The organism is Pseudomonas sp. UM16, assembly GCF_050312595.1.
Taxonomy (GTDB): domain Bacteria; phylum Pseudomonadota; class Gammaproteobacteria; order Pseudomonadales; family Pseudomonadaceae; genus Aquipseudomonas.
On sequence record NZ_JBNPJT010000001.1, the window covers coordinates 193,592 to 211,914 of the forward strand.

Consider the following 18,323-nt stretch of genomic DNA (forward strand, 5'->3'; position numbering starts at 1 on the left):
GATGGTGCACAAGCAGCGCATTGCACATCGCAGCGTACCCCTGGCGCGTGGTGCTGACGGCAAGCGGCTCATGGATCGACCCTCCGCGGTGACTGTTCGGCATTCTCGTAGATGCCCTTCGAAAGAAAGAATTCGATCTCCGCCAGGGAGGTGTGCGTGTGATCGAACACCAGGACACAACGCAGCCCATCCGTATAGTAAGGATCGGTCGTCAGGTTCTCGCGCGGCGCACTCTTGGGCGCGCCCCCCACGCCCTTCACAAATCCGAACTTGGCCAGCGTCACCGAATACGCCATATCCTGTGTCAGCGCACTGCGCGCTTCGTCGACGTCAGGATCGATCTTGTGCGTCGTCAGCGTCGCAGAATGCAGGGTTAGCCGGCTGCCGATATCACGGCTGATCTGTCCGACCCACACCTTCTTGCTGTGATATTGCATCGGGCTCAGCCACAGCCTCAGGTGATTGCGTTGGTGAACGTTGTCACGCGCTTTTTGCAAGGCAAGGTCCTGAGCTCGCCCGAACAGATAGAGATCGCTCACCGGCGCATAGGGATAGCGCTCACCAGCAAGCGCCGAATTAACCATTTTCATGATCGACCCCGACCACTTTTCCTCAGTTCCACGCCAGCCGCGACGTGCGAATGCGGGGAAGGCGTCATCGAGGCCGCCGACGATCACCAGGTTCAGCGGATCACCGTTCCTGGAACCCTCCTCGTTGGTGACGCAGCACGGCAGCGCCTCCAGCGCTGCCTGGAAACTGGCGTCGTCCGTGTAATTCACAATGTCTTCGGGCGGATAGATGCCCTGCCTGAACACTTCGCTGATGTGGTAATCGGTGCGAAGGCCCGGCACGATCGCCAGGACAGAGAAATGCCTCGACCGCCCGTCTGCCACCAGATCGAGGTTAACGAACTTGAATCCCTCATCGAGATTGGTCAACACAAAGCCCGAGGTTGTCGCGCCAGGTGCGACAGGGTTGCGCAAGGCCAGCCGACGAAAGTGCCGGTCAAGCGCCGTTCGCTTGTCCTGCGGGAGGTCCGAGAAAAATGCTTCGGCCGCCTCGGATGCGGGGAAGAAATTTGGATCGAGGCCCGGCGAAAGCAGATAATAGGCGCGGTCTTCATGGTTTTTGACTTCGACCCAGACTGGCTGTATCGATCTATTCGCCAGAGGCACGCCGTAGACCGCCTCGCTTTCTACGGCCGACAGTACGGCGGTCGACACGCGCAAGCCGCCATCGCTGCGGGTCACGGCGCGGCTCTTATAGTCTAGGCTCGTCGTTGGCGAAGGCTCGGAGGCGCAGCCGGCGAGCGCGGCTGCGATAGCCGTTGCTGCGATAACGTGTCTCACCATGCGATGCATCACGTAACCTCATCAACTGAGCTTTACCAATCTTCGCTGGCCTGCCTACGTAATCTGTGAGTACTACGAACATTAGTTTCTACGTCGCAGCTTTTCAGTATGAACCGCCCAGGGAATCGCGGAGGCTTTTCAGGGTGAGTCACGCCGCCATGGCAGAATAGTCGAAACTATTGATAGCAGGCCGCCTCCCCTTCAAATGGCCGCTGACAGTCCCTCAGGCAACTCCTTCAGTTCGTCGGCCCACGACTCCCTTGTCATGAAATGAAAATTCGCTGTCGTGCGATGAGAGGTGGCCGCAACCGCTGCTGCCCTAGAGTCGGTGCCAAACAATACAACCGGACGCAACGCCCGGAAACACGAGAGCCGCCATGAGCAAATCCACCCGAACGAGCGAGACTGCAACGCCCAGCAAACACCCCCAGGCGACCGGCCGAAAGCGTCGCGCCCGCAAGGATGGCGATCTCTCGGGCAATCTCCAGCAACAAGAGCTGATCGGCACGGCTGCCAACCAGACCCTTGCCGGCAATCCGCTAGTCAGCGTGCGCCCGGCAGACCTGGCCAGCTCGGCTGGCTACCTGCTCAAGGCGGTGGGTAAGTCGCCGCTCAAAGCTGGCGCTCATCTGGGTAGCTACCTGAAGGCGCTGCGCGGCATCGTCGGTGGCAACTCCTGCATCGCGCCGGAGCCTAAGGACAAGCGCTTCGCCGATCCGGCCTGGCAATCCAACGCCTTCCTGCGCGCACTGCTGCAAAGCTACCTGGCCGGCCAAAGTGAGCTAAGCCGCTTCATCGAATCCACCGACCTTGCCCCGCTGGAAAAGAGCCGAGCCCGGTTCGTCGCAGCGCTCTTGGCCGATGCAATGGCACCGAGCAACTCACCGCTGACCAACCCGGCGGCGCTGCGCAAGCTGGTGGACACCGGTGGCATGAGCCTGGCCAGGGGCGTGCGCCAATTCGGCGAGGATATGCTGAACAACCGCGGGCTACCGAGACAGGTCGACAGCACGCCGTTCATAGTTGGGGAAAACATCGCCACGGCTAAGGGCAAAGTGGTGTTTCGCAACGAGATGTTCGAGCTGCTGCAGTTCGCGCCCAGCACCGAGAAGGTCTATAGCCGACCCTTGGTCATGTCGCCGCCGCAAATCAACAAATACTACGCCATCGACCTGTCGCCAGAGAAAAGCCTGATCAAGTGGATCCAGGACAGTGGCGTGAACCTCTTTGTCATCAGTTGGCGCAATCCCACCCGCGAGCATCGCGACTGGGGCTTGTCCCATTATGCGCTGTGCCTCGACCAGGCTGTGGACGTGGCGCGCAGGATCACCGCAAGCCCGGATGTGAACATGTGGGGCTCCTGCTCTGGCGGCATTACCCTGGCGGCCTACCTGGGTTGGCTGGCGGCCCGTGGCGAAGGCCATAAGGTGGCCAACACCTGCTGGGCCGTGTGCGTGCTCGACATGCCTTCGGCGCTGGACGACACTACTTTAGGGTTGTTTACCACCCCGTCTGCCTTGCGCGCAGCCAAGGCCAGCTCCCGGCGCAAGGGCGTGCTGAGCGGCCAAGGCATGGCCAGCATGTTCGCCTGGATGCGGCCCAACGACCTGATCTGGAACTACTGGGTCAACAACTACCTGCTGGGCAATAAGCCGCCGGCCTTCGACATCCTGGCCTGGAACAACGACACCACGCGGCTACCCGCCCAACTGCACGCGGACTACCTCGACCTGATTCAGCAGAACCCCTACAGCAACCCGGGCACCCTGGAGATTGCTGGCGAGTCGATTGACATGACCCAAGTGAAGGTGGGCGCCTATGTGGTTGGCGGCACTACCGACCACATCACCCCCTGGCAAGGCTGCTACGGCACCGCCCGACTGTTTGGCGAGGACACCACCTACGTGCTGTCCAACGCCGGCCATCTGCAGAGCCTGGTGAACCCGCCGGGCAACCCCAAGTCGTTCTACTACGCGGCGCCTGCCACCGCCGAGGCGCCGGAAACCTGGCTTCAGAACGCCGGGGAGCGCCAGCAAGGCAGTTGGTGGCCGCATTGGCGCGAATGGATCGGGCAGCGCTCAGGCGACAGCCTGCCGGCACCGAAAAAGCTCGGCTCGCGCAAGTATCCACCCCTCTGCCCCGCACCTGGCACTTATGTCATGGAGCGTTGAGACTGTCATTTCTTCGTCGAGCTGATCCCACGCTACCCGTGGGTCGAAAGCGGGTCGACGAACAAGCCTATGACTGTGTGAGGTCCTCAAAATAACGGGAGTATTGGGACTCCCCGCTTTTGCGACCCGCAAAGAAAAACCCCCGCAGACGTTAATCTGCGGGGCTTTCAACAATGGAGGCCGAGGTCGGAATCGAACCGGCATAGTCGGACTGAACACAATCACCCTCTCCCTACAGCTCGTCACCTTGCGCTAGCCAGAGCTGACCGACGCACTTGCTGTATATAAAAACAGTATTGGTGGGTGACACCGTGATCATCGAAGACGACAGCGCAGCATGACCTATCCCGGGCACGGAAGAGCATCGAGAAGCTGGTGGTGATCAACCTGGGACAGGCTGAGCAGATCATCAAGTAGAACTATTAGCACAGCGCATCTCTTATAAAATAGAAGCTCATAAAAAATATAGCCGCCCTTAAATTTATCGCGAAATACAGGAGATTTCGCTCGGCGCACTACCCCCATTAAAATGCAACGTAAAACTTCTCCGCCTCATAGAATAAGAAATAAATTGTAACAAAGGCATCTTGAAATACTCTAAACATCAAGAAACCAACATTGACTGACCAAGAATGAGAAACCTTGCCTTTTATAGCTGGATGGAAACCCAGTTCATTAAAGCCCCACCCAATGGTAACGTATGCTTTCGCATTGCTCAGCACAAGAAACAACATGAGCAAACTTGTTGGTTGAATAAAGGATTAACGAATGACTATCGAGCGAGAGATTTTCTCGGCCCTTATCGCGCAGAACGCATTTCAAGGTGAAAAGCCGAGCGTACAAAGCTACGCCCAGCTAGCCGTTGACAAGGGATTTAGAGCGCTTTCGTCAAAGCAACAGGCAGTGGTAAGCCCCTTCCTGCAAAAAAAATGCGAGGGTGTTAAAAAACCAAATGAAAAACATAACAACTGCCAAAATATTATAGGCGGTCGTGAATTGGTTACAGCTCTTGAGAAATCCGAGCCTTATAAAGGATGGCGCTGCGAGAGCTGCCGAAGTGCATCTGAAAAATAATAAAGCGATCTAAAGAGAGCAATAACCTAAAACCTAAAAAAAACCAGAAAAATTACTATTGCTCTCACCACTCCTGAACGTTATTGCAGCAGGCCACCACAGGCCTGCTCGCAGGCCTTTATTTTTTTTAGGCCCTGATCAATAGCCACCCTCAAATCGCCGCTCACTCCTCACGCACTTGAGCGCTTCGGGAAAACTTTGCACGACGCAGCCAAATCCTTCTGCGTGTCTAATTTTTTTAAGGAGAAAATAGTGCCCATATATCAAATAGCACTGCTGGTTATTTTCGGTATCGCCACACTCTGGTGGGGCTACCGATTGGATAAGAAGAACCGTCAAAAAGAGTTGGCCGAAAAAAGACAAAGCGAAAACCGAGTCTCCTAGGGTCGCTGGCAGACATCCCTGATATACGTCTGCGCCGCCCTCAGGGCTGCTTGGTCGGCGATGAGGTCTCTGCGTAAACCAAGAACAGCTTGTCCAGTTTCTCGACTGAGTTCGACGGTTCCTGCATCACCCAGGCTGGTGACGCCACAGGAGCGGAACGAGAGATCCGCCAAGAAGAAAAAGGCTGCTGGAGAAAAGGAGCTTCGACACAAGGTTCGGCCAGGTATCCAAGAGGCCCTGAATCGGGTCAACGAGCGGGCTCAAATGTCGGTCACCAGCGAATTGCTTCAGGTCGCCATCATGAAGATGGACCTGATGACCGACGAAGAGCTTTGATCTTTCACGAAGTACCAGCGCCACTAGATCCTACTTAGCGAAAAGGTGGCGCGCAGATTCAACGACGAGGGCGTCAAGTCGATCCTTGGCAATCCTGACCAGGACGAAGGCGACCAGATCGAATCGCCGAAACACCTCCCGCACGGAGGGCAGCGAGTGCTCACCATTTGCCTGCGAGGTAGAACATGCCTCCAGCAAAGCTTGTGAGGATAAGGCCGTCGAGCACATCGCCAGAAGTACCGCACCCCGATAGATAGGATTCGATCTGCATAGCCAAGAAGAAAATGGCTATGAAAACAACGACGCCCATGATGCGCCGTTGAAGCTTGAACCTGGCCTTTTCAGTTCCGAACCACAGCATTCCAGCCTCCTTTAGCAATCAATCCATAACCCCACGATACCTTGCGTAGGCACTCCGCTGGCCCGCCAGCGAGTGATCGAAGCGCTTCTGCGAGCCGCTCGGATCACTGGTCGCTATCGAGCCGTATCGAGTAAAGGCAATTGTTGGCGCCATCAGGAATCACCAACTCCTCTGCGACTCGATAGATTGGCCCGACGAGCTCGCCGCTCATCGAGTACAGACCGTTATCGATAATTTGAAAGCGCTGTACTGTCAGGTCATCAAGCACAGTGCCGTCCGACTGTATCGGGCCAACTGCAGATGCAGCGGGCCAAAGGCCTGCATAGAGCGTGTAGCTGTGCGTCTTGAATCCCTCAAACATCACCAATGATCTCATGACCAAAACATCAACTGTAACTGATACTGAGTAGGTGTCCCCATGCCCACAGAAAACCGATCTCGCCACACCGCACATAGGCATTGAGCGCAGCCTGGGAAGCACCGACATACCAGTAGGTTGCTCGGGCACTCGAAAGAGAAGATCACCCACGACGTTTATCGGTGCGTCGACGAGGTGGTAGCCCGACCAAATAGGTCACAGTTACGGAAATGGGTCCAAAAGATGCGGAAATGATCGGCTTTTCGAGCGCCCAAAGAAAAACCCCGCAGACGTTAATCTGCGGGGCTTTCAATAATGGAGGCCGAGGTCGGAATCGAACCGGCGTAGACGGATTTGCAATCCGGAGCATAACCACTTTGCTACTCGGCCTCAAATGCCCAAGACCCTTAAAATAGCGATCTCAAACACATACAACTCTTTAAGGAAACAACTCACTAAAACCGCTATCCCCTTGAAAACGCAGGCTTTTCAGCCGCCCCGTTTTCGATGGAGGCAATTATGGACTCATTCGCTTGAGCTGGCAACCCCTTGAATTCAAAAAGTTTATTTTTTTCTGTCGGCGGGTTTGAGGTGCCGTGATACCGGGGTGCGCGAGCAAGGTTCAGGGTGACGCAGGCCCGTCAAAGCGCCTTATGATACAGAAATATCCCCTGCCTGCTGCATGAACTGGCGCCGATGATGCAAACCGAGCTGGACTTATTCAATCCCCACGATCCACTGCAACCACAGTGGGTTGGCACGCAGGCGGTGGTGTTGCCAGGGTTTGCCCTGCAGCAAGTACAGGCGTTGCTGCCAGTACTGCGTCAAATCATCGCCCAGGCCCCCTTACGCCATATGTTCACGCCTGGCGGCTTGAAGATGGCGGTTGGGCTAACCAACTGCGGCGCACTGGGTTGGGTCAGTGACCGTCACGGCTATCGCTACAGTGCGGTCGATCCGCTGAGTAACCAGCCCTGGCCGGCATTGCCTGAAGTATTGCTGGGCCTGGCCAACCGCGCGGCGAGCCTCGCCGGGTTCAGCGACTTCCACGCAGATGCCTGCCTGGTCAACTGTTATCGCCCCGGCAATCGGCTGAGCCTGCATCAGGACCGCGACGAACGGGATTTCGATCAACCGATTGTGTCGATATCGCTTGGTTTGCCTGCGGTGTTTCTGTTGGGTGGGCATGCCCGCAACGCGCCCACCCAGCGCATCGGTCTGCGCCATGGCGATGTGCTGGTCTGGGGCGGTGAAGACCGTCTTCGCTTTCACGGGGTTCTGCCGCTCAAGCCGGGCTCACATCCGTTGTTGGGCGAGCTGCGGATCAACTTGACGCTGCGCAAGGCAGGATGATTCCGATCCCTCTGACCTGGATAGCGCATTAAATCGACATAACTGTATATGCATACAGATAAAACTTGCCAGCCCTGACGATCCTGCGCATGCTATGGCTCACTTCAGCCACAGAACGACACTCAGCCGGCATGCGCCTGTTTCTCTGCGAAAAGCCTTCCCAGGCCAAGGATATCGCCAAGGTCCTCGGCGCCAACCGCCGCGGCGATGGCTGCTGGGTGGGCACTGACGTCACCGTTACCTGGTGCATCGGCCACCTGCTCGAAACCGCACCGCCCGACAGCTATGACGCCCGCTACAAACGCTGGGCGCTGGCCGACCTGCCGATCATCCCCATCCAGTGGAAGATGCTGGTCAAGCCAAAAACCGCCAGTCAGTTCAAGGCAGTCAAGCGCCTGCTCGGCGAGGCCCGGGAACTGGTGATCGCCACCGACGCCGACCGCGAGGGTGAGATGATCGCCCGTGAACTGGTCGAGCACTGTCGTTACCGCGGGCCGATCCGCCGTCTGTGGCTGTCAGCCCTGGACGACGCTTCGATTCGCAAAGCCTTGGCCGCGCTCAAACCGGGCAGTGAAACCTTCAGCTTGTACCATTCGGCCTTGGGCCGCTCGCGCGCCGACTGGCTGATAGGCATGAACATGAGCCGGTTGTTCACCCTGCTCGGGCGCCAATCCGGTTATCAAGGTGTGCTGCCGGTGGGCCGCGTGCAAACCCCAACCCTGCGTTTAGTGGTGGACCGCGACCGTAGTATTGCCGACTTCGTGCCCGTGGCATTTTGGGCCATCGATGTCGTGCTCGACAGTGCCGGAACGCGCTTCAGCGCCCAATGGCGTGCCGCCGAAGACACCTGCGATGATCAGGGTCGCTGCCTCAATCAGGCCCTGGCCCAACAAGCCGCCACCGCCATCGGCAATGCCACCAGCGCGCGCGTGATGAAGGTGGCCACCGAGCGCGTACGCGAGGCCGCCCCCCTGCCCTTCGACCTCGGCACCTTGCAGGAGCTGTGCTCGAAAAAGCTCGGCCTCGGCGCGCAGGAAACCCTCGACATCGCCCAGGCGCTGTATGAAACCCATAAGCTGATCACCTACCCGCGCAGCGACTGCGGCTACTTGCCCCTGAGCCAGCACGCCGAGGCAGCGTCAATTCTTGCCGCGCTGCAACGCGCCGACGTCAGCCTTGCCCCACTGCACAACTACCTGCAGGCGCAACGCCGGTCACGCGCCTGGAACGACGCTAAGGTCAGTGCCCACCACGGCATCATTCCCACTGCAGCGGCCAGCGACCCTGCGCGCCTGCCGCCCAAATACAAGGCGGTCTACACCCTAATACGCGCCCGTTACCTGGCGCAGTTTCTGCCCAACCACGAGTACGATCGCACCCAGGCCGACTTCGACTGCGCAGGCCAGGCCTTGCGTGCGGTCGGCAAACAAATCGTCGAACCGGGCTGGCGTCGCGCCCTGCCTGAAGCCCTCACTCCGGCCAAAGGCCGTGAGGCTCCCGCCGCCCAAGTCCTGCCACCCTTGCAGCAAGATCAGGACTGCGCTGTGGCCGAGGTCAAGCTCAAGGACCTGTGGACGCAACCACCCAAACCCTTTACCGAAGGCGATTTGATCAAGGCCATGAAAAACGTCGCCAAGCTGGTCGACGACCCACGCCTCAAACAGAAGCTCAAAGACACCACCGGTATCGGCACCGAGGCCACCCGTGCCGGGATCATTCAAGGCCTTCTGGACCGTGGTTACCTGGTTAAGCAAGGCAAGGCACTGAGTGCCACGCCGGCGGCTTTCAGTTTGATTGATGCAGTACCCCGCGCGATTGCCGATCCGGGCACCACGGCAATCTGGGAACAGGCCTTGGACATGGTTCAGAGTGGCGAGATGAGCCTGGAGGAATTTGTCGCTAAACAGTCGGCATGGATGAGCAAGCAAGTGCAGCGCTGTGCCGGGATGAGCTTGACCATCAGTGGTCCGGCAACCCCGGCCGGACATGGCGGCAGGCCATGGAAGAAGAAACGCAAGCGCAGTGCACCTGCGGGAAAATCACCCCGTAAGCCGCGGGCTTTGTAGGAGCCAGCCTTGCTGGCGATGGCCTCGACACGGTGTCAGCTGATTCGCGGTGCCTGCATCGCTAGCCAGGCAGTCCCCTGATCACCCCCGCTTCACCGCCTGCAACGTATAACTCAACGGCAAGCGCCAGCGCTCCTTGTTCAATGCCCACTCACCCTGTGCATTCTTGCTCATCTGCCCCGGCAAGGCCTCCCAGGGAATGCTGTCATGCTCGACCAGCGCAGTGATCTGCAAACCATGCCCTAACAACGCAGTGATGACCTCACCCAGGCCGTGGTTCCATTCATGTGTCACCGTGTGGAAAAGCGGTGTAGCTGTTTCGACATAGGTCTGGTCACTGTCCCACACCAACGGTGCCTGACGCTCAAAGTAGGGATACTCGATGACCAATCGATCCTGATAATCCTCGTTCACTGCCAGCAGCATCGGGTGGCCTTCACGCAGGAACAAGCGACCACCCGGCTTAAGCAACGCTGCGACTGTACGCGCCCAAGGCTCGATGTTCGGTAGCCAGCACAAGGCGCCAATGCCGGTGTAGACCATGTCGAAACTGCCCGGCGTCAGCACCTGGTCGGCAGCGTACACATCCGACTCGACGAAATCGATTTTCGCCCCGCAGCGCTCCGCCAGCCGTCGCGCCTGTGCCAGAGACTGCGAGGAGTAATCCAGCCCGCACACCTCGGCGCCCAGCCGCGCCAGTGACAAGGTGTCGGTGCCGATATGACATTGCAGGTGCACGGTGCGCAGCCCACGAATATCCCCCAGGCGCGGCACATCGAAACGCACCACCGCAGACAGGTGCTGCGGGTGAGCAATGAACTGCTGCACCTCATAGTCAACGGAGGCCGCGTGCAGTGGCGCGCGCTCATCCCAACTGCGCCGATTCAGTTCCATTGAGTCTGTCATCACTCACCTGCCTGTGTGGAATTGTCCATAACCCCACTACCTTAGAAGCGCTTTACCGATGCTTCAAGGCTACAACGTCAGGCTCAGGCTGACACTGACGTTGCGTGGCTCACCCGGCATGTTCCACACCGCGTTGTAACCACGCTCGTAGTACTTGCGGTCGAACAGGTTGTTCAGGTTCAAGCCAACCGTGGCCTGTTCGCTGACTTTGTAGTGGGCCAACAAATCAACGGTGCTGTAGCTCGGCAGGCGGAAACTGCTCCCGGCCTGCCCGGAGCGGTCGCCGACGTAGGTCGCCGCTACGCCGACATCCGAGCCCTGCAGAACACCTTCTTGAAACTCATACACCGCCATTAAGCTGCCGCTGTGCTGAGGGATGCCCAGCAAGTCACTGCCCTCAGGCAGGCTGGCATCGCCTTGGGTCACCTCGGCATCAATATAGGCATAGGCACCGATCACCCGCACAGCGTCGCTCAACTGGCCACTGAACTGCAGATCGACGCCCTGGCTACGCGCTTTGCCAGCCGCCACGCTGTCGCCAAAGGCATCGGTGGTGATGACGTTTTCCTTGTCGATCCGGAACAGTGCCAAGGTCGCGCCTACACGGCTGTCGAACAGGTCGAGCTTGAGCCCGGTTTCATAGCCCAGGCCCTTTTCCGGTTTGTACACCTGCCCCTGAGTGCCGATGCTGTTGGGCTTGAACGAAGTCGAGGCGTTGGCAAATACGCCGACCTGCGGGGTGAGTTGATACAACAGGCCCACACGCGGGGTGGCCACGTCTTTCTCCTGGGTGTTGCTGACCTGGCTGGTGCGGTTCTGTGCGGTCTGTTCGATATGTTCCAGACGCACGCCAATCAAGCCCCGCAGGCGCTCGGTGAAGGTGATCTGGTCTTGCAGGTTGAGCGCGTAACTCTGCGTGCGCTCGAAAAAATCATTGGCCTTGGTCAGGGCAGGCTTAGGCTTGCCATACACCGGGTGGTAGATGTCCAGGCCATAGTCCGGGGTCGTCGCACTCTGCGGATACTTCTGGCTGTTGCGGTAATTCTCGTACTCAAGGCCAATCAAGCTCTGGTGTTGCCAACCGGCAAAGTCGAACTGGCCGTGCAGTTCGGCCTGGGTGATATTGTCGTTCCACTCAAAGTCGCGCTCGCGATAAAAACGGCTGAGGGTGGTGCCGACCAATCGCTGGGGTTCGGAACTGTTGCCCCTGAGCCGCCCCTGGGTGTAGTGGTTGGCCAGGCGCACCGTCCAGCTTTCGTTGAGGGCATGCTCAAGCGTCAGGTCCAGGGTCTGGTTATCGTTGCGGATGCGTCCATCATTGGGTTCACCAAAAAAGCTCGAGCGGCTGACCGGGCCCAGCTCGTTGTTCACCGCCGGAACACCCCGGTCAAACACCGACTCAGTGCGCGAGAACTCGCTGTCGATCAACAACAAGGTCTCCGGGCTCAACTGCCAGCTCAGCGATGGGCTGACAATACGCCGCTCACTGCCAACGTAATCGCGAAAGCTGCCGTTGTCCTCCACCGCCATATTGAGCCGCGACAACACGCGGCCGTCTTCACTGAGCGGCGTGTTCACATCGAGGCTGCTGCGGTAGCGATCCCAGCTACCGGCACTGGCCTTGAACTGCGTGAACGCCTCAGCTTGCGGACGCTTGCTGACGATGTTCACCAGACCACCAGGGTCACCGCGCCCATACAGGCTGGCCGCCGGGCCCTTGAGTACTTCGATGCGTTCGATGTTCGAGGTGTCTGGCGCGCTGTAGCTGCCACGGTTGACGGCGAAGCCGTTCTTGTACAGCTCGCCGGTGGTGAAACCGCGCACGCTGTAATTAAGGAAGGTCAAGCCACCAAAGTTGTTCTGGCGGCTCACCCCACCGGCAAAATCCAGGGCCCGGTCGATGCGCGTGCTGTTGAGGTCTTCAAGCACCTGGCTCGGCACCACGGCGATGCTTTGAGGGGTGTCACGAATGTCGGTATCGGTCTTGGTCGCCGTGCTTGAACGGTTGGCGCGATAACCCTGAACCGGGCCGGTAGCAGACTCTGCATAGCGGCGCTCGCTAACCGTCAGGGTATCGAGCAACACCGGCTCTGCAGTCGCCGCTGGCAATGAGAACAATGATGCCGACAGACCGAGCGATAACCTTCCTAGGGGGTAGTTCATGGGGGCTCCTTAATAATTATGTAATAACATAACAATTAGCAGCGCTATTTGAAAACAATAGGTGACGACTTTTCTATGGGCGTGCGCAACGCCCCCTCATCATTCAGTCACTAGTGGCCACTGCGCCAACGGCCAATAACGCCCTTTGCGTGACTCGAACAGAGTGAACTGCCGCGCCCGCAGGAAAAACTCCGCCGCCACCATCGCTTCGGGCACCGGGCCTTGATAGTGCCGGGCCAGGGTCAGATGCGCACGGTAGTCCCTGGGCGTTTCGTTAAAGCCCAACGGCAACATCGCCTGCTGCAAGGCATAGACCAGTTGCCGCAAGACTGCGGGCGTCTGCGTGGGGGTCAGCATCAACGCTTTGGCTGAACGCCAAACCTCCAGCCGGTCCAGCACCACCGTCACCGTTTTCCCGGGCATCGGCACTGCTGCGGCCGCGGCACAAACTGCGGCCACCTGCGCACTGGGCACCGCGCCAAGAAACATCAGGGTCAGATGAAAGTTGGCGGAAGGCACCGGGCGTCCAATCCTGGTTCCCAGCGCGTTGCGCCAGCGGGCAATAGCGCGACGTTGTGGCGCTTCACATTCCAAAGCAAAGAACAGCCGCTTGAACGGCTCGCCCTGCTCCAAGGCTTCGGTCATTGGGCTTTATCTCCTGCTCCCAAATACTACTTGCCCCTCCCACCCTACCCCCGACTTGGCGGGCATGCGAGGGCGAAATCCCTTAGGCAAACCTTTGCGTCTGGGACTAATGTCTGGCAGCAAAGCCGCAACATTTTGTACAAACCGACGACATGATTGTTTATGCTGGCCTGCTCAAGCCATGGCGCATCGCCACACCGATAAGTACCCGCCCATGAAAATCTTTCTCGTTCTACTGTTTGCATTCTCAATTACCTACGTCCACTTGCGTGGGCGTGTACGGCACAAAATCACCCGGCAACTGGGTGATCACTCGAGCTTTCTGGCCCCGGTGAACGTCTTTCTCTACCTGTTCTCCAAACTGCCTGCCAAGCCCTATCTGCCGGTAGAAAGCTTCCCCGAACTCAAGCCGTTGCAAGACAACTGGCAAGAAATTCGCGCCGAAGCCCAGCAACTGCTGCATGTGGGTGAAATCAAAAGCTCACAGAAGTACGACGACGTCGGCTTCAACTCCTTCTTCAAGAGCGGCTGGAAGCGCTTTTACCTGAAATGGTACGGCGAGAGTCACCCTTCGGCGATGAAACTGTGCCCGCGCACCACCGAACTGCTGCAAAGCATTGGTAGCGTCAAAGCCGCCATGTTCGCCACCCTGCCACCGGGCTCGAAACTGGTCCGCCACCGCGACCCGTATGCCGGCTCCTACCGCTACCACCTGGGCTTGGATACCCCGAACGACGATGGCTGCTACATCTGCGTAGACGGCGAAAACTATTCCTGGCGCGATGGCGAAGGCGTGGTGTTCGATGAAACCTACATCCACTACGCCGCCAACCAGACCGAACACAACCGCATCATCCTGTTCTGCGACGTCGAGCGCCCGCTCAAATACCGCTGGGCGACTGCATTCAATCGTTGGTTCAGCCGCAGCGTCATGGCCGCCGCGGCTGCACCGAATGATGCCGGTGATAAAACCGGAGGCATCAACCGCCTGTTTACCCGCATCTACAAGGTTCGCGCACGGGGTAAGGCGTTGAAGAAACGCAACCGTACCCGCTATTACCTGGAGAAGTGGGCGCTGGTGGCAGCGTTGGTGTTGGTGTTTATTTACATCTGAGGATATGCGGCGCGTGACTGGGGCTAAGGTAGCCAGTGTGACCGGGACTGTCAGATTTTTTGTGTGCGGGCCAATAACGGCCTGCCGTCAGGCAGGCCGTGCTTTTACCAGGTCGGCCTGATAAATCGATCTCCGTACAGAAGCGCAAATTGATTCATTGCACTTTTCCAGTCATGGGCTGCAGAGCCCCAGTTCGCAGTGATATTACGCAGCCCAAGCCAGATCAGTTTGGTCGCCGCATCGTCGGTCGGGAAGTGACCACGGGTCTTGATGATCTTGCGTAGCTGAGCGTTGATGCTCTCGATGGCGTTGGTTGTGTAAATGACTTTTCGGATGGCTGGCGGAAACACGAAGAATGGAATGACTCGATCCCAGACCCGTCTCCAGGCAGCCGCAACCGTTGGATACTGCTTGCCCCAAGGCCCGTTTCCAAATGACTCCAGCGCCTGTTCAGCCGCTTCAGCGTTGATTGCCTGATAGATTGGTTTGAGCGCTTTGGCCAGTTCACGGCGCTTGTCCCAGGCCGCGTAATCGAGACTGTTGCGGATCAGATGAACGATGCAGGTCTGAAGTGTTGTGTCCAGAAATACAGCGCTGAGGGCTTCTGGCATGCCTTTAAGACCATCAGTCACGGCGATCAGCACATCTTCGACGCCACGCGTTTTAAGGTCGTTGAAAACCTTCATCCAGAACTTTGCGCCTTCGGTACTCTCGATCCAAATGCCCAGGATATCGCGCGTCCCGTCTGGCAAAACACCTAGCGCCAAGTAGATTGCCTTGTTGCGAACGAGGCCCTCTTCACGGATTTTGACACGCAGGGCATCAAAGAAAATGACCGGGTACATAGGCTCCAGAGGCCGCTGTTGCCACGCGACGATTTCCTCCATGACCTCGTCAGTTACAGAGCTGATGAAGTCCGGCGAAACGTCTGTTCCGTATTGCTCGGAAAGAAATGCGCGGATTTCTCGGACGGTCATTCCACGGGCATACATGGCGATGATCTTGTCATCGAAACCGGTGTAACGGCGCTCACGCGTGGGAATCAGAATGGGTGAAAAACTGCCATTCCTATCGCGGGGGATATCCAGCCGCAGCGGGCCGTCGCCGGTTAGAACCGTCTTGCCGCTTTTGCCGTTGCGCTGGTTGGTTTCATCCTCTGGGCGCTGCACGCCCGGCGGATAGCCCAGGTGGTGGCCGAGTTCGGCACTCAGGGCTCGCTCAATCAGGGCCTTCTTGAACGCCGCAGAGGCATCCTCGATGACTTCAGCGGTCATTGGCCCGTCGGCGAAATACTCAAGCAGCTCTTTCGGGATTTTCGGCAGTTCTCGGAGCGCTGAGCGTGTGGGTTTATTTTTGGTTGGCATACATGCACCTTTTTCTCATGTTATGCCCGAACACAAAATTTCTGACACCCCCTGTCCTGACGACTCAACGGCAAGATGCACACGAAGCGCAGCAACCTTTAAAGCACTCCGCACAACCCAAAACCTATTTTAGAAGCCAACTTTATCCTAGTCTTAGGCCAACAAGTCATCCCGCAACCGCGTATCCTCTAAAAATATAGAAATCCAAGTATCCATGATATCAAAAACGTTAACGTTCAATTCGGGCTCAGCAGGCTCCTCATGCCACCAAATTAATCCTTCAGCCGCACTTTTGCTAGTCAAATCAACCGCCAAATAATCCCCCCCGCCATTAGAAAACACTGTCAACCATTGTTCAGCAAAACCAACATCTTCTTCATCTATAAAGTCTGCAACACAGGTAGTGTTTTCAATTTTTTGAGGTCCCATTGATTGAGCCGGAAAAAAAGTAAATCCGTTATGCACATTCAAATAAAAACTCAACAACCGCTCAGGAAAGCCCTTAAGCTTCACTTCCGCCAAAGCCACACCACCTAACGGCTTCCCACCAATGTAATAATAAAAACCATTAGTGTCATGAAAAATATAAAGCAACTCAATCTCTCTGCCACCCAAAACGGCAGTTCCAATCAAGCAGCCTTTTAACAAAGACAAAACCCAGGGCAACTCACTTGAAAAATCTAACCAAGCATCAGGAAACACCGGGTCGCCTTGCAAATTTATTCCAAACCCCACCCACCCCTCAGGCACAGCAACCTCTTTCGGGATTTCATTTTTAGAAAAAAAAACATCCCGCCCGACAAAAGAGCTTCGAACATCATTGACAACTTCATTCAATGTAACCATGGCTAACACCTAAGGCAGAAGACTATAGATTTTTTCCTGCAACTCAATTTCAAGCTTAGCTGATCGCTCCATCATACTACTTCTAAAATTCGGATCAACATCAATGCCACCTTTTTTGTAACGCGTCCATTGTTCATAGGTTTTAGCCCCTCGAGAAGTGTTAGCCGTTTCACTGAGAGGTGAGAAATTTGGCTTATAGTTTAGAATTTCGAGCTGATTATCGAATGTAAGCTTATTAAACCCATTCATTTCAGTAATCTGCTTCATGGGTACTACATGGTCGGCATGTAGTGGTTTGGTGATCTCCAGCCCGGGAAGTACTGGATCTTTCATTGGGAGAGCTACATCTTTGTTAACCATAGCTTGGATTTCTTTACTCGGCGTTCTAGCTCGAAGTTTCTGATAAACCTCAGGAGACACACCCTTAGTTTTTGGAGTTAGCGGTAACGCCGCTCTCTTGGTGATCTTGACATTACCCAGATTAGACCCCAACCCTCCATTAGGTTGTAGCTTATAGCGCGCACTAAGACCACCGCCAAGGAAAGCACCTCCAAAAACTAAGAGTTTCTGTTGATTAGAATCCTCCCCGTATAGGTCTCCCCCAAGCTTGTACCCTGCAGTGCCCCCCCCCAGCACCCCGCCCAATAAACCCCAAGCAGCCATAGCAGGCCCCACAAGTACCACTGCGCTCGCGAGCCCAATGCCCATCACGCTCAGTTCAAGCCAAACCGGCACCTCGGGGTCAATTTCATCGGTTGTTTCGGTTCCACCGCCAATATATACATTCGGCGACCCTGCACTAATCTTGGCATCACAAACCGTCCGGTCCCCTACCCGCGCTGCAGGTTGGCCGTTGATATATACCGTGTCACTGCCTTGGGCCAGGATTTTCGGGACCGGCCCATGCTCTGAGCACAACGCGGTATCTACGTGTGCCCTGGCAGCCGGCTTGCCGTTGATATGGACATTTCCTGATCCTTTATCTATCTGACCCGCTTCATGGCAAGCAAATGACAAGCTTCCAATCAGTTGCCCTATACCGGCACCCGTAGCAGCACCCGCACCGATCATTGCGGCGATCGCCAGCGCACCCAAGCCGCCGGTGCCGACTACGGCAAGGCCAATAAGCACGGCGCCCGCGCCAATTGCAAGGCCGGCCAGCAGGCCACCTAATGCACTGGAGTGCTCAATCGGATCATCCAGCCGCGCTGCGGCCGCACTCATGCCGGCAGAGCCCCTTCAACTTCAGGATCTTTTCCAGGCGGAAAGCGTAACTCAAGCGTTTCAACCATAGCGTTGAAATTGTGACGCTCTTCAGCCGTCATGCCTTTAGGGTTGTTACTGGTACCGGTGATTTGCATCAGCAGCGGCTGCAGATGTTCGTCGTGGTGCATAAAGATCAGTTGCAACTGATGAACCGGTTGCCCTTGCTGCCGCCAGCGAAACTCGACACGGCGTGCTCCCAGACCTGCTACCTCAACTGGTGTGACAGGCTCAATCCACTCAACATGTGACAAGGATTTTTTCAATTCTCCCAGCAATTGTTGGGCCAACGTTTCAAGATCAGCATCCGGCGCAACGGGAGAACGGCCCACCACAAACGAGAAAGGACTCGGTCCGATATCCGTCATGGTAAACACATGAAAAGTCTTGTCTTTTAGATTCTGGGGTCTTACGAAGCTCAATTCATTGGTATGAAAACGCTCCGGCGGCGGTGGCGGAGCATTGAGCGCTTCCTGCTCAAGCCGTTCGCTTTCGAGACGCTGTTCTTCCCGAATCCGTTTCTCGGAAATACGGTCATAGATGCTTTTGCGTTGCATGAGACGTTCC

Annotated in this window: 15 protein-coding genes and 1 tRNA gene; 5 read left to right on the plus strand and 11 right to left on the minus strand. The window is 56.8% G+C overall.

All coding sequences use genetic code 11. The features are described from left to right. Positions 1–68: 68 nt before the first annotated feature. Complete coding sequence (locus ACQRAX_RS00915) at positions 69–1,250, minus strand: LssY C-terminal domain-containing protein (RefSeq protein WP_412037624.1); 1,182 nt, start codon at positions 1,248–1,250, stop codon at positions 69–71. Positions 1,251–1,729: 479 nt separating this feature from the next. On the opposite strand from ACQRAX_RS00915, the gene ACQRAX_RS00920 reads away from it, so the two are divergent. Beyond that, positions 1,730–3,523 (plus strand): alpha/beta fold hydrolase, encoded by a 1,794-nt coding sequence (locus ACQRAX_RS00920; RefSeq protein WP_412037623.1) that lies wholly within the window; start codon positions 1,730–1,732, stop codon positions 3,521–3,523. A 768-nt stretch (positions 3,524–4,291) separates the two neighbouring features. Beyond that, complete coding sequence (locus ACQRAX_RS00925) at positions 4,292–4,597, plus strand: hypothetical protein (RefSeq protein WP_412037622.1); 306 nt, start codon at positions 4,292–4,294, stop codon at positions 4,595–4,597. Between the two features lie 880 nt (positions 4,598–5,477). Here ACQRAX_RS00925 and ACQRAX_RS00930 read toward each other — a convergent pair. From ACQRAX_RS00930 to ACQRAX_RS00940, 3 genes are all read right to left on the minus strand, one after another. Beyond that, entirely contained in the window at positions 5,478–5,678 is a 201-nt protein-coding gene (locus ACQRAX_RS00930; RefSeq protein WP_412037621.1) for a hypothetical protein, read from the minus strand. 103 nt (positions 5,679–5,781) lie between these two features. After that, positions 5,782–6,039, minus strand: a complete 258-nt coding sequence (locus tag ACQRAX_RS00935; RefSeq protein ID WP_412037620.1) for a hypothetical protein — start codon at positions 6,037–6,039, stop codon at positions 5,782–5,784. A 313-nt stretch (positions 6,040–6,352) separates the two neighbouring features. Beyond that, positions 6,353–6,426: transfer RNA gene (locus tag ACQRAX_RS00940), tRNA-Cys, on the minus strand. 306 nt (positions 6,427–6,732) lie between these two features. Between ACQRAX_RS00940 and alkB the strand changes: the two genes are divergently transcribed. Both alkB and ACQRAX_RS00950 read left to right on the plus strand, forming a co-directional pair. Next, entirely contained in the window at positions 6,733–7,389 is a 657-nt protein-coding gene (alkB, locus tag ACQRAX_RS00945; protein ID WP_412037619.1) for a DNA oxidative demethylase AlkB, read from the plus strand. Positions 7,390–7,520: 131 nt separating this feature from the next. Then, positions 7,521–9,455, plus strand: coding sequence for a DNA topoisomerase III (locus tag ACQRAX_RS00950; RefSeq protein WP_412037618.1), 1,935 nt, complete (start codon positions 7,521–7,523; stop codon positions 9,453–9,455). Positions 9,456–9,536: 81 nt separating this feature from the next. Here the strand turns inward: ACQRAX_RS00950 and ACQRAX_RS00955 are convergent, their stop codons facing one another. The 3 genes from ACQRAX_RS00955 to thpR all read right to left on the minus strand — a co-directional run bounded on the left by ACQRAX_RS00955 (position 9,537) and on the right by thpR (position 13,169). Beyond that, positions 9,537–10,361, minus strand: a complete 825-nt coding sequence (locus ACQRAX_RS00955; RefSeq protein WP_412037617.1) for a class I SAM-dependent methyltransferase — start codon at positions 10,359–10,361, stop codon at positions 9,537–9,539. A gap of 69 nt (positions 10,362–10,430) precedes the next feature. Further along, the gene (locus ACQRAX_RS00960; protein ID WP_412037616.1) at positions 10,431–12,524 is read right to left on the minus strand and encodes a TonB-dependent siderophore receptor; all 2,094 of its coding nucleotides are present in this window, start codon (positions 12,522–12,524) and stop codon (positions 10,431–10,433) included. A 99-nt stretch (positions 12,525–12,623) separates the two neighbouring features. After that, positions 12,624–13,169, minus strand: coding sequence for an RNA 2',3'-cyclic phosphodiesterase (gene thpR / locus ACQRAX_RS00965; protein WP_412037615.1), 546 nt, complete (start codon positions 13,167–13,169; stop codon positions 12,624–12,626). 214 nt (positions 13,170–13,383) lie between these two features. Between thpR and lpxO the strand changes: the two genes are divergently transcribed. Further along, the gene (lpxO, locus tag ACQRAX_RS00970; RefSeq protein ID WP_412037614.1) at positions 13,384–14,283 is read left to right on the plus strand and encodes a lipid A hydroxylase LpxO; all 900 of its coding nucleotides are present in this window, start codon (positions 13,384–13,386) and stop codon (positions 14,281–14,283) included. 104 nt (positions 14,284–14,387) lie between these two features. On the opposite strand, the gene ACQRAX_RS00975 is transcribed toward lpxO, so the two are convergent. The 4 genes from ACQRAX_RS00975 to ACQRAX_RS00990 all read right to left on the minus strand — a co-directional run bounded on the left by ACQRAX_RS00975 (position 14,388) and on the right by ACQRAX_RS00990 (position 18,313). Next, on the minus strand, positions 14,388–15,647 hold the full coding sequence (locus ACQRAX_RS00975; protein ID WP_412037613.1) for an IS256 family transposase: 1,260 nt from the start codon (positions 15,645–15,647) through the stop codon (positions 14,388–14,390). Between the two features lie 153 nt (positions 15,648–15,800). Then, entirely contained in the window at positions 15,801–16,493 is a 693-nt protein-coding gene (locus ACQRAX_RS00980) for an SMI1/KNR4 family protein (protein WP_412037612.1), read from the minus strand. Between the two features lie 9 nt (positions 16,494–16,502). Next, positions 16,503–17,717: a PAAR domain-containing protein gene (locus tag ACQRAX_RS00985; protein ID WP_412037611.1), complete on the minus strand. Its 1,215-nt coding sequence runs from the start codon at positions 17,715–17,717 to the stop codon at positions 16,503–16,505. Continuing rightward, on the minus strand, positions 17,714–18,313 hold the full coding sequence (locus tag ACQRAX_RS00990) for a DcrB-related protein (RefSeq protein ID WP_412037610.1): 600 nt from the start codon (positions 18,311–18,313) through the stop codon (positions 17,714–17,716). Before ACQRAX_RS00990 ends, ACQRAX_RS00985 begins: the two co-directional genes overlap by 4 nt. Positions 18,314–18,323 lie beyond the last annotated feature (10 nt).

Excerpts from the sequence above, each read along its gene's own strand:
- ACQRAX_RS00920 (WP_412037623.1), top strand. The coding sequence starts at position 1,730 with ATGAGCAAATCCACCCGAACGAGCGAGACTGCAACGCCCAGCAAACAC.
- ACQRAX_RS00925 (WP_412037622.1), top strand. The coding sequence starts at position 4,292 with ATGACTATCGAGCGAGAGATTTTCTCGGCCCTTATCGCGCAGAACGCA.
- ACQRAX_RS00930 (WP_412037621.1), bottom strand. The coding sequence starts at position 5,678 with ATGCTGTGGTTCGGAACTGAAAAGGCCAGGTTCAAGCTTCAACGGCGC.
- ACQRAX_RS00935 (WP_412037620.1), bottom strand. The coding sequence starts at position 6,039 with ATGTTTGAGGGATTCAAGACGCACAGCTACACGCTCTATGCAGGCCTT.
- alkB (WP_412037619.1), top strand. The coding sequence starts at position 6,733 with ATGATGCAAACCGAGCTGGACTTATTCAATCCCCACGATCCACTGCAA.
- ACQRAX_RS00950 (WP_412037618.1), top strand. The coding sequence starts at position 7,521 with ATGCGCCTGTTTCTCTGCGAAAAGCCTTCCCAGGCCAAGGATATCGCC.
- ACQRAX_RS00955 (WP_412037617.1), bottom strand. The coding sequence starts at position 10,361 with ATGACAGACTCAATGGAACTGAATCGGCGCAGTTGGGATGAGCGCGCG.
- ACQRAX_RS00960 (WP_412037616.1), bottom strand. The coding sequence starts at position 12,524 with ATGAACTACCCCCTAGGAAGGTTATCGCTCGGTCTGTCGGCATCATTG.
- thpR (WP_412037615.1), bottom strand. The coding sequence starts at position 13,169 with ATGACCGAAGCCTTGGAGCAGGGCGAGCCGTTCAAGCGGCTGTTCTTT.
- lpxO (WP_412037614.1), top strand. The coding sequence starts at position 13,384 with ATGAAAATCTTTCTCGTTCTACTGTTTGCATTCTCAATTACCTACGTC.
- ACQRAX_RS00975 (WP_412037613.1), bottom strand. The coding sequence starts at position 15,647 with ATGCCAACCAAAAATAAACCCACACGCTCAGCGCTCCGAGAACTGCCG.
- ACQRAX_RS00980 (WP_412037612.1), bottom strand. The coding sequence starts at position 16,493 with ATGGTTACATTGAATGAAGTTGTCAATGATGTTCGAAGCTCTTTTGTC.
- ACQRAX_RS00985 (WP_412037611.1), bottom strand. The coding sequence starts at position 17,717 with ATGAGTGCGGCCGCAGCGCGGCTGGATGATCCGATTGAGCACTCCAGT.
- ACQRAX_RS00990 (WP_412037610.1), bottom strand. The coding sequence starts at position 18,313 with ATGCAACGCAAAAGCATCTATGACCGTATTTCCGAGAAACGGATTCGG.